Raw genomic sequence first — 11,533 nt, 5'->3', positions numbered from 1 at the left:
GTTGTAAGCTCGTGTATAGAATGTTTGCTGTAGTAAAAAGAGAACAACCTTTTGTAAATTTAGTACGATATAATTTGCATATGTCTTAGAATACACGGATTTGCACAGAATATTCCTTTTTAAGTTCAGATTTTAAGTTGAAAACAATTGAGACAGTCCTTAACTCATATTCTGATATTGTGGATAACTTTTTAATCATAACCTATTGGACCTATTCTTGAGAATCCTTTTAACAGAGATATTTTACAACCATCTATATTTATGACAGATATAGTATTACTTTTTCTACAATTCCATATTGTGGATAACTTTTTTGACTACTGATGACACAGATGTGCACAGAAGATTTCTTTTTAAGCAAGTATTTTAATTGAGAAAGGCATGAAAGGATTATGAATTCACATTTCAAAATTGTGGATAACTTTAAAAAATTGGCCAATTGAATCTATTTTTAAGAATAATTTTGATATCCAAAAATATGTAAATAATTAATTTACAACAATATAAAATCATCAATCAATTTACAACTCCTTATTGTGGATAACTTTTATTTACGAATGGTACGCAAGGCTTTTTTGACAATATATTGAGTTTCTTTGGTATTGCTTTCCCTAAGCCATTCATCACAGATTTCTACTACAAATTCCGGTTGGGATTTGCTGGCATCATTCAGCCAATTTCCAACACTATCCTGTACATATTTCGAAGAATCTGATTGTAATGGCTCTAAAATTTCCAACCCTAATCCCGGATTTTGTTTTAATGCCTCAATATGTTCACACCACACTCCTCTCGGTCTGGTGGATTCGCTCGCAAAACGTCTGATATTTTCATTCTCATGCTTCGTCCATTCTGATAAAATAGAAAAGGATTCTTTAAGATTCTTTGAAATATCCGGACGAACCGTCATCCAGCAGATTTCTCTTACTCCAAAATGAGTATCAGCAGCAAAGGATTGAATCTTTTTTAATTTTTCTTCAATATTAAAAGTATTGTTCCTTCCAATGGTGTAAGCAGCCCAACAACGAACAAAATCCGCAGGATGTGTGGATAACTTTGAAATAAATTCTTCATCCTGGTTTTTAAGTGCAAGATCAAGAATTCCCAATCCAATAGCTTCGTTGATAGTATTGACCGTTTGTTTTTTCAACTGATCTACTCTTCTCAGAATTGGCTGTAGATATTCTGACCGATTATTCTGTATTAATAAAGTCTCCAACAAAAATTTCTGATCTACGGCCAACCATTCTGTAAGATTGGCTGTTTCAATTTCACCTTTGTTCAACTGTAACAAAATATCTGCAGGAATATCTTTAATGGAGCGGGCTCCTTTTCTTTTTTCTGTCATAATGATTGTATTAACTCTTCCACATCTAATCTATTCATGTAATTTACATCTAAAAATTTATAAGTCACCACTCTATTTTCATCCACCACAAAAACAGCCGGAACCGGTAAGGTATTATCTTCATTTTTATTGAAATCTGAAAGATGTATTCCAAGACCATTATAATAAGGAAGTACAAAATCCTGTAGCTGAAAATCTATACCTAATTTTTTAGCAAAATTATTATCAATATCAGTCAATACTTCAAACTCAAGATTATTTTTCTCTGTCATACTTAGAGAATGATCCGGACTTTGTGGAGAAACAGCAATTAAAGTAGCTCCTTTATTTTTGATTCTGGAAAGATTATCCTGTAGAGATTTTAATTCCAGATTACAATAAGGACACCAGCTTCCTCTATAAAAGGCTAAAATAATTTTCCCATTTTTAATAATGTCTTCAGAATTAATTATTTTACCCAAAGCATTCGGCAATGAAAATTCCGGCATCTGATTTCCAATCTGAATACTATTTTCTTCCATTCTCTTTGTTTTCAAATCTTCAATAGACTTTCCAAAAGCATATAATATTTCCTGTGGAAGTTGTGAAGACAATTCCTGATTCAAATATTCAATCTGTTTTGCCAGTGTATTCATTTTTTAAATTTTATTATTTTTACAAAGGTCTAAAAGCCGTTACAGAAAAGCAATAACGCATATTTTTCACCCATAGGGATAAAAAAGTCAATTTTATGGAAATAAAGGGAAGAGCTGAAGAAAATAAAATCTGTCCATTGGAAGTTGCCGTGAATACCATTAGTGGAAAATGGAAAATTCCTATCGTTTGGCAGATCAATGAAGGGAAAAAACGTCCAAGTGAGTTTCTGCGTGGAATAGCGAAAGTAGACCGCAGAGTTCTTAATCAGCAGCTAACAGAAATGGTTGAGGATGGTATTCTCACAAAGCAATCTTTTAATGAGCTTCCTCCTAGAGTTGAATATACTCTTACGGAACTTGGCGAAAAATTGGTTGTCATTCTTTGGCAGCTGAATGATTGGGGAAAACTTTTGATTCCTGAAAAAGAAAATGAAGATGTTTATCTGTTGGAAAACGCTAAGGCGCAAGATTATTCTAAATAGAATGCATTATTAAGGCGCAAAGATTTTATCTTCGATAAAATTGTATTCTGCAAAAATATGCTTTTATAATGGCCACGAATACACGAATAATCTTGCTCCCTAAAAACTAGGTCGTTATATTTTTAATCAATAATTTCTAAACAATAAGTATCATTCAGAAATTATTTTATTTGTGCATTCGTGGCAAAAAAAACGATGTAAAATAAAAGCTTAGTTTCGATATTCCAATATTTTACAAAAAAATCCCATATTTGTACCCGAATCAAATGAATATGAAAAAAATTATTTCAGGAGTGGTAATTACCATGGTTTTATTGGGCTGTACGCAAGATAAAACAAAATCAAATCAAAATTCTCAGGAAACTGAAATTCTAACTTCTGAAACTTCAGTACAGATCAATAAGGATAAAAATACCATCAAGGAAAGATTTTCTGCGCCAAAGGATTATCAATGGCAACAAGAGAAATCTGATTCATTCGGATATTTTATTGAAAATTTTAAATTGAAACCTTATGGAAGTCAGATCTTAAGATATGATGACTCTCCCATTTCCACACAACATCTTCATGAAGCTGTTTTTGATATTGATACGGGAAATAAAGACCTCCAACAATGTGCAGATGCAGTGATTCGCCTGAGAGCTGAATATTTATACAAAATCAAAAAGACGGATGATATCAAGTTTCATTTCACGAGTGGTCATCTACTTAGTTGGAATGATTATAAAAATGGAACAAGAGCTTTCGTCAATGGAAACTCTGTAAACTTTAGAAAGACGGCAGATTTTGATGATTCTTATCAGAGTTTCAGAAATTATCTAGACCTCATCTTTAATTATGCAGGAACTATTTCACTGAATAAGGAAACCAAACCGGTCTTAAAAAACTCAGATTTAAAAACCGGAGACATTCTGATTACTCCTGGAAGCCCGGGGCATGTGGTTTTCATCGCAGGAGTCTGTAAGAATAAGGAAGGGAAAAAATTATTTTTATTAAGCGAAGGATTTACACCGGCTCAGTCTATACATCTGTTATCCAACCCTTTTCAGAAAAACATTTCGCCGTGGTATGATCTTGATGTGAATGCATCTGAGACTAAAACAGCGCGGTATATTTTTGAACCGACAAACTTCAGAAGCTTTTAATTCTATATATTCAAAACTATTGAAAAGTTACTACGATAATCTGAACTTGTTTTTGTAAATTTGTGTTCGAAATTTTTTACTAGATGAAAGAGAGTGCTGTAAAAAAGATTGCAGTTCTTACTTCAGGAGGAGACGCTCCAGGTATGAATGCAGCATTAAGAGCGGTAGTAAGGACCGCTAATTACTATAATATTGAATGCTACGGGGTAAGGGAAGGCTACAATGGCCTTATCAGCAATGATTTCCTGAAAATGGGAGCCCGTTCCGTAAAAAATATAATCAACCAAGGTGGAACGATTCTAAAGTCTGCCAGATCCGCTGAATTCAGAACTAAAGAAGGCCGTCAGAAAGCTTATGATAACTGCGTAAAGCTGGGTATCGACGGATTGGTATGTATTGGTGGAGACGGAACTTTCACTGGTGCCAAGATCTTTAGTGAAGAATTTGGAATCAGAGTAATCGGTATTCCGGGAACTATTGACAATGATATTTTCGGAACAGATAATACCATCGGATATGACACTGCGTTGAATACTGCTATGGAAGCAATTGATAAAATTCGTGATACGGCTACTTCTCACAATAGAGTTTTCTTTGTAGAAGTGATGGGTCGTGATGCAGGATTTATTGCTTTAAACAGTGGTTTGGCTACAGGTGCTTTGGATATTTTAATTCCTGAGAAAAAAGACAGCATGGATGATCTTTTTGCAAAGTTTAGAAAAGCTGAAAAAACAGGAAAAGCATCCAGCATTGTAGTGGTAGCAGAAGGTGAAAAGCTAGCCAATGTTTATGGATTGGCAGAAAAAACAAAAGAAATATTCCCAGACTATGACATTCGTGTAGCGGTTTTAGGACATATGCAGAGAGGAGGATCTCCGAGTTGTGCAGACAGAGTATTGGCCAGCAGACTTGGATATGGTGCAGTAGTAGGATTAATGGATGGACAGAACAATGTAATGGCAGGAATGCGTTCCAACGATGTAGTATATACAGCTATTGAAGAAGCCATTAAAAAGCATAATGAAATCAATAAAGATTTAATGTTGATTTCAGAAATTTTAGCAATCTAATTATTTTTATAAATCTAATAAAAACAAACTATTATGTCAACAATTAAAGTAGGTATCAACGGTTTTGGTAGAATTGGACGTCTTGTTTTCAGAGCAATGACTGAAAGAGACAACATTGAAGTTGTAGGAATCAATGACCTAATCAATGCAGAATACATGGCTTACATGTTAAAATATGACTCTGTACATGGTATTTTCCCAGGTGAGGTTTCTGTAGAAGGAAATGATCTTGTAGTAAACGGAAAAAAAATCAGAGTAACTGCAGAAAAAGATCCAAGCAACCTAAAGTGGGATGAAATTGGTGCAGATTACGTAGTAGAATCTACTGGTTTATTCTTAGATAAAGACAGTGCTGCAAAACACATTACTGCTGGTGCTAAGAAAGTAATCCTTTCTGCTCCTTCTAAAGATGATACTCCAATGTTCGTAATGGGTGTAAACCACAAGGAACTTACTGATGATATCAAAATTTTATCAAACGCTTCTTGTACTACAAACTGTTTAGCTCCTTTAGCTAAAGTTATCCACGATAACTTCGGAATCGTTGAAGGTTTAATGACAACTGTACACGCTACAACAGCTACTCAAAAAACTGTTGACGGTCCTTCAATGAAAGACTGGAGAGGTGGTAGAGCTGCTCTAAACAACATTATCCCTTCTTCTACAGGTGCTGCTAAAGCAGTAGGAAAAGTAATCCCTTCATTAAACGGAAAATTAACAGGTATGTCTTTCAGAGTACCAACTGTTGACGTTTCTGTAGTAGATTTAACAGTGAGAATTGAAAAAGCTGCTTCTTATGAAGAAATCTGTTCAGTAATCAAGGCTGCTTCTGAAGGTGAATTGAAAGGTATCCTAGGATATACTGAAGAGGCAGTAGTATCTCAGGACTTCGTTGGAGATAAGAGAACTTCTATCTTCGACAAAGATGCTGGTATCATGCTTTCTCCTAACTTCGTGAAACTTGTTTCTTGGTATGACAACGAAATGGGTTACTCTAACAAGTTAGTTGATATGCTTGTACACGCAGCTTCTTTATCATAAGTAATGAGCGATAAGCAATGAGTAATATAAAACCTTCCCGATGGGAAGGTTTTTTTGATTACTGTTATTACAAATAATATTATTTTTACTTACCGTTCTTATTTTCTTTCTTTGGAGTTATAACAAAAGATATTGTGGCAGGAAAATTATCTTTAAAATATTGACCAACAGGATAAAAATCAACCTTAACAGTATACATATTTAAAAAGTTAATTCCTACATTTATGTTTACCATTGGAAGGATATGTTTAAAATTCGTATCGCTTGATAAAACTCTATTATATTTTGAATTTCCATATAACAAAGCTCCTTTAGCTTGAAAAAAAATTGCGATATTATTCTTTATCCCCATTCCAAACCCTCCCAATACTATTCCTGTATTATGGGTTAAAATAAAATCATTATCTGGAGTATTTATACTTGTAAGTTCAATACCTGTATTATGATATATATATGCTTTCAATCCAAAAGAATCTGTCTCTCTACCAATTGCAAGAATAGGGTATTTAGCGTTAATAAATAAATTTCCCCCTCCATTTTGAAGGGATGAAATCAACTGATCTTTTTTCATTTGGTCTGTTGTTGTTCCATTAGTATCGCTCACTGTACTATTGAGCTGAAAGCCAATACCAACTCTAATTGCTCTAAAATAATCATTTACTACCTCTGAATTAAGAGAAAAATTTTTAAGGTGAGTATTATAAACAACATTACTATTTTGAAATAATCGTGTTGAATCCTTGCCTTCAAAAAAATCTTTAGCTTCTACACTTTTGCTATTATTAAATCTGGCGGGAAACCAATGTCGTTTTTCATTTTCTTGTAAAGAAATACCTCTATTTAAGTTTGAAAATGAAAATTGAGAAAACAATTTCATACTAAAAAGAATGAACAGCAGTAATAAAATTTTAGTTTTCATGATTATTTGTTTTTCAGGTTAAAGTTTTTTTGATTGAAAATAAAGAAGGATAGAAAGCTTTAACCGTAAACAAAAGAGTTTAGAAATTGAGCTTCCATGGTCATTAGTTTCATATAAAGCTACAATACTTTGTTACTAAATGAAATACCACAAAAGGGTGATTTTTTTCAACATAATTTCATTAATTTTATGAAAACATCAACCATGGATAAAAAATTTATAACCCAGGCTAAAAAGCCCCATCTTCTGACCAGAGTTTGGAACAATTATCCGGAACTTCTTCAGAATGAAAACACAATGCTGTCTGTTCCTTCTATTGAGCGCATTATTGGGGAAGTCTTTGCTCCCGGAAGATTTTATCATTATATCATCAATTTTGCAGACAGTACCATTTACAACCATCATGAAGATCTTTTGAAAATACACGGGCTAAACAAATACCCAGTACATCTTAAAGAAATCATAGACCTCATTCATCCTGATGATCTGGAATTTGTAATGGAAGCAGAAAGAATGTGCATGGCAAAAATGATAGAGATTAATGCATCCAACCGTCTTTCAGAACTTAAATTCAGCTATTGTTTTCGGATGAGAACATTCAAAGGGAACTATGAACTTTTCCATCATCAGTCCTTGCACACCTATAGGGATGAAAGCGGCAGAATTTTACAGGCTATTAACATCCATACTAATATTGAGCATATCACTCATCAGAATTCTTACACCGTTTTAATCTCCGGAATTAATGGCAGGGAAGATTTCCATCAAATGCAATGGCAAAAGGATGACAATATAACAGCACCTATTCCTGTACATTTTACGAAAAGAGAAGTTGAAATCATCACCTATATCGCTAAAGGCTATTCTGCCGGAAAAATCTCCGAACGATTGAATATTTCCGAAGAAACGGTAAGAACCCACAGAAAAAATATTTTAAGAAAAGCAAATTGTAAAAACTGCTCCGAGCTTATTAAAATGGCTTTTGAATGGGGATACTTATAATATCACACTTTCAATCCTGACAAATCTCACCAGCTAACTTCGGCGTAAAACTTGTACTTTTATATATCTAAGGAATGAACAATGATACACCCCCGATTTAAAGATGCATCGCATTTCAAAAACTTTTGGGAAAACGGTAACGGAAAACAACTGATTGAGTTTTCCGATGCGAAAGTAAGCTTCAAGGATTTTGAAAAATATGCTCCCTTCTTCTATCATGTGGATGAAACCGGAGATGCTGTGGTAAAAGAGGTTTATTTTACTAAAAAATACCATGAAGCATCAAGGGAAATTGAAGGTTACATTCGAAATGGAGTTTCTGAAAATGATACTATTCCTGAAAGTGTAAAAGAATTATTCGCCCAAACTCAGAAAGTTCCTGATTGGCTAGATTACAACTTATTAAAAAGCGGCGCTGAGCTCTGCATGAGAAGCAATCTTGATTCTTTAATTTCTTTGAGAGATTACTGCCTGATTGGAGGCTATGACTACGCTTACCTCAACAAACCGCTCATTGTGACAGAAGCCCTGAAAAAAGGGGCGGTGAAACGTCTCTCAGAAACTTTAGATTTCTGGGTGAATGCTACCCGATACAACGCATTGGAAATTCATGCGAAAGGATATGAATTTGCTATAAAAACAAGATTGATTCATTCCTACGCAAGACTTTCCATCAAAAAGCATTATAAAGACTGGGATACCGAAAACTGGGGAGAACCTATCAATTCATGGGACATGATGGCTACCTATATTGGTTTTAGTCTTGTTTTTCTTCATAGTCTTCAAAAATTAGGAAATACTTTTTCTGTTGAAGAAGAACAAGGAATTTTTCACTTGTGGAAATATGTAGGATATCTTCTGGGGATTCCGGAACAACTTCTTCCTGATGATAAGAAACAGGCTACGGAATATTTTTATTTATGGACTTCCGTTCAGCCGCCATCTGATAAAGATTCTGTTCTTCTGGCCCATTCGTTATTAAATGAATCACTGGAAAACCCAATTTTAAAATTTGAATTTCAAAGAAAAAATCTGAGGTATCTCCATATTTGCTGTACCTGGTTCCTGCTGGATGATGAAGTTTGTAAAAGGCTTCAAATCCCAGAAGTTTCTAATAAAAAGTTATTTCCAAAATCAAAAATACTTTTCAATAGCATTTATGATCGTCTCGTAAGCCGGGATTCAAGAATAAAAAGAGGAAATAAAGATCAGATGAAGGTATTAAAAGATTATCTGAACATTACTAAAAATTCAAACTTTCATTAAAACTTCATTTTTCAATGAAACAAAAGGCTGGAAATTATGCTAATCTGAAGCAAGCTTTCTGTTCATAAAATTCCAGATCAAATACAGTAAAAATAAAACAACCCAGACACCAATAACAGCACTAAAAAAAATTTCCACGATGGAAGAATGAAGATAGTTTGGCTTGTAAAACAAACGGTCAAGCGTTACAAATTTCTCTTTTAGCTGGCCTCTTTCATAAGTATTCCGTATTGCATTCAGAGGCTCATTCCGGTGGTCACGATAATAAAAAAACATCTTTAGTGAGATCTTTCGGAACGATCTGCGTTTCTATACCATATTTTTTAAAAAGGACATCCAGTTTCTGAAATGAAGAAAGCAGAGAGTCCTGACTATATTTGTAAAGCAAATTATACCTTTTGACTGCATTTTGATACTGCTGTTGCTGTTCAGGAATTTTATGCAATGGAAAAAACAAAAATTTATTTTCAAGAAAAATACACATTTTATCGTCGTATTCAGGATTTACTTTTACTCCTTTAAATACAATTTGAGTACTATCCCCTATCTTTTTTTTAGAAATAATTCTTTTTTCCAATTCCCTGGAGTCAAGGCCAAGTAAGTTAAGCACCGATTCCATTTTATTGTTTACTTCTTTCTGGTCAGCGCTCAGCATTGTTAGCGTATCAATACTGTAATAATTAGACTCTGTCGTGTAATACTCTACATTATCCGGATCGTAGTACAGGGTGTCTCTCTGCTCAATTACAGGATAAGGTTTGGGGTATAAAATATTTTCTGGATTAAACAAACTCGTCGAACTGTAGGAAGTATAGTTGTATAAAAAAGGCTGTAAAACATTCAGAAACGTTTTATCTTTATTAAAATCCTTTTCTGGCAACACAGTTCGTAATTTTGCATTGAAACCGAAACTGTAGCTGATGAAAAAGGTCAGGGACAAAAAGGACACCAACAGAAGTATTAAGCCTATTCCTAAATTTTTTGAAAGTCCATTTCTTTTTTTGGAGTGATTTCTAAGAAGAAAAATAACAAAGAAAAACAAAAAAAGACCGGAAACGAAAACATGAGAAATAGAGACGTCATCGTAATATTTAAATATGTAAAATTCTGTATTATTATAAATGCTGTGAAGACCTTCAAACTTTACATATCCATACATAAAGTAAGCCAGGTGTATAACAGCTAATACAGCAAAAGATTTAATCAGGAATAATTTTAATTTTCTGTCCATGGAATGATCTTTAAAACAATGTTTTAAGATAAGCATTTTTATATTAAATAGATAAAGCTCTGATTCTCCTTATCAGCATGAAAAATATTGTAATCCTGTAAAAACACGTTAGCTCCATAAACTGTGAAGAGGGTAATAGCCAGAAATCATCCCTCCAATACTAACTTTCAGTCTCCTGTTTCGTTTTTACAACTATAATTTTCTTGTCTTCAATTTATTATTTCAATATTCACAACAACACATTCTGCATCTCCTTCGTTATGAATAAGATCAGTCTTAAAATTTTATCATTTTTTAACTCTAAAAACCAGTTTCAGGGATAAATAATATTAGTTTTTGATCTATAAATTATGTATTTTTGAGAAATTATTTTAATAGAGATGAGTAACATTGATGATAAGAAAAAAGCACTTGCACTAGTGCTTGACAAGCTAGATAAAACATACGGAAAGGGAACAGTAATGACTTTAGGAGATTCTTCTATAGATAATACAATAGAGGTAATTCCTTCCGGATCTTTAGGATTAGATATCGCATTAGGTATAGGAGGATATCCAAAAGGAAGAATCATTGAAATATATGGACCTGAATCTTCAGGTAAAACAACATTAACACTTCACGCTATTGCTGAAGCTCAAAAAGCTGGTGGTATTGCTGCATTTATTGATGCTGAGCATGCTTTCGACAGAACTTATGCTGCAAAATTAGGAATCGATTTAGAAAACCTTATCATTTCTCAGCCGGACAACGGAGAGCAGGCATTAGAAATTGCTGATAACCTGATTCGTTCAGGAGCTATTGATATTGTTGTTATTGACTCGGTTGCTGCTCTTACTCCAAAAGCGGAGATTGAAGGAGAAATGGGAGATTCTAAAATGGGTCTACACGCAAGATTGATGTCTCAGGCGTTAAGAAAACTTACCGCTACTATTTCAAGAACGAAATGTACTGTAATCTTCATCAACCAGTTAAGAGAAAAAATCGGTGTAATGTTCGGTAACCCTGAAACAACTACCGGAGGTAATGCTCTTAAATTCTATGCTTCTGTAAGAATTGATATCAGAAAAGCAAGTGCACCAATCAAGCAAGGTGACGAAGCTATCGGAAGCCGTGTGAAAGTGAAGATCGTGAAAAACAAAGTAGCTCCACCTTTCAAACAAGCAGAATTCGACATTATGTATGGTGAAGGAGTTTCTAAAGTAGGAGAAATTCTTGATACTGCCGTTGATATGGGAATTGTGAAGAAAAGCGGTTCTTGGTTCAGCTATGAAGAATCTAAATTAGGTCAGGGACGTGATGCTGTAAAAGATGTTTTAAAAGACAATCCTGAACTTTCTGAAGAGTTGGAAAACAAGATTAAAGAAGAGTTGAAAAACAAATAAATAAAAAGCGGT

Annotated in this window: 11 protein-coding genes; 7 read left to right on the top strand and 4 right to left on the bottom strand. The window is 33.8% G+C overall.

The annotated features are described in order from the left end of the window. Positions 1–547: 547 nt before the first annotated feature. Together BLS98_RS19275 and BLS98_RS19270 are read right to left on the bottom strand one after the other, a co-directional pair. Positions 548–1,348 carry a DNA alkylation repair protein gene (locus tag BLS98_RS19275; RefSeq protein ID WP_089738495.1) on the bottom strand — a complete coding sequence of 267 codons (801 nt, stop codon included), beginning with the start codon at positions 1,346–1,348 and terminating at the stop codon, positions 548–550. Beyond that, positions 1,345–1,983, bottom strand: coding sequence for a peroxiredoxin-like family protein (locus BLS98_RS19270; RefSeq protein WP_089738493.1), 639 nt, complete (start codon positions 1,981–1,983; stop codon positions 1,345–1,347). The genes BLS98_RS19275 and BLS98_RS19270 overlap by 4 nt, the downstream gene beginning before the upstream one ends. A gap of 95 nt (positions 1,984–2,078) precedes the next feature. Between BLS98_RS19270 and BLS98_RS19265 the strand changes: the two genes are divergently transcribed. The 4 genes from BLS98_RS19265 (at position 2,079) to gap (ending at position 5,721) form a co-directional block, all read left to right on the top strand. Continuing rightward, positions 2,079–2,465, top strand: a complete 387-nt coding sequence (locus BLS98_RS19265) for a winged helix-turn-helix transcriptional regulator (protein WP_089738491.1) — start codon at positions 2,079–2,081, stop codon at positions 2,463–2,465. Between the two features lie 272 nt (positions 2,466–2,737). Then, the gene (locus BLS98_RS19260; protein ID WP_089738535.1) at positions 2,738–3,610 is read left to right on the top strand and encodes a DUF4846 domain-containing protein; all 873 of its coding nucleotides are present in this window, start codon (positions 2,738–2,740) and stop codon (positions 3,608–3,610) included. An 83-nt stretch (positions 3,611–3,693) separates the two neighbouring features. Further along, positions 3,694–4,680, top strand: a complete 987-nt coding sequence (pfkA, locus tag BLS98_RS19255) for a 6-phosphofructokinase (RefSeq protein ID WP_089738489.1) — start codon at positions 3,694–3,696, stop codon at positions 4,678–4,680. Positions 4,681–4,713: 33 nt separating this feature from the next. Then, entirely contained in the window at positions 4,714–5,721 is a 1,008-nt protein-coding gene (gene gap / locus BLS98_RS19250; RefSeq protein ID WP_045500868.1) for a type I glyceraldehyde-3-phosphate dehydrogenase, read from the top strand. Between the two features lie 85 nt (positions 5,722–5,806). Here the strand turns inward: gap and BLS98_RS19245 are convergent, their stop codons facing one another. After that, complete coding sequence (locus tag BLS98_RS19245) at positions 5,807–6,640, bottom strand: hypothetical protein (protein WP_089738487.1); 834 nt, start codon at positions 6,638–6,640, stop codon at positions 5,807–5,809. Positions 6,641–6,844: 204 nt separating this feature from the next. On the opposite strand from BLS98_RS19245, the gene BLS98_RS19240 reads away from it, so the two are divergent. Beyond that, a complete protein-coding gene (locus BLS98_RS19240; RefSeq protein ID WP_089738533.1) occupies positions 6,845–7,642 on the top strand; it encodes a response regulator transcription factor in 798 nt (265 codons plus the stop codon). Positions 7,643–7,723: 81 nt separating this feature from the next. Then, positions 7,724–8,908, top strand: a complete 1,185-nt coding sequence (locus BLS98_RS19235) for an oxygenase MpaB family protein (protein WP_089738484.1) — start codon at positions 7,724–7,726, stop codon at positions 8,906–8,908. Positions 8,909–9,164: 256 nt separating this feature from the next. Here the strand turns inward: BLS98_RS19235 and BLS98_RS19230 are convergent, their stop codons facing one another. Next, positions 9,165–10,139: a hypothetical protein gene (locus BLS98_RS19230; RefSeq protein WP_228425375.1), complete on the bottom strand. Its 975-nt coding sequence runs from the start codon at positions 10,137–10,139 to the stop codon at positions 9,165–9,167. 380 nt (positions 10,140–10,519) lie between these two features. Here BLS98_RS19230 and recA point away from each other — a divergent pair, with 380 nt between their 5' ends. Beyond that, a complete protein-coding gene (recA, locus tag BLS98_RS19225) occupies positions 10,520–11,521 on the top strand; it encodes a recombinase RecA (protein ID WP_089738481.1) in 1,002 nt (333 codons plus the stop codon). Positions 11,522–11,533: the final 12 nt, after the last annotated feature.

The organism is Chryseobacterium jejuense (assembly GCF_900100075.1).
In the GTDB taxonomy this organism is placed as follows: Bacteria; Bacteroidota; Bacteroidia; order Flavobacteriales; family Weeksellaceae; genus Chryseobacterium; species Chryseobacterium jejuense.
The sequence above is the reverse complement of the archived record's forward strand: the minus strand, read 5'-3'. Positions and strand labels throughout refer to the sequence as shown.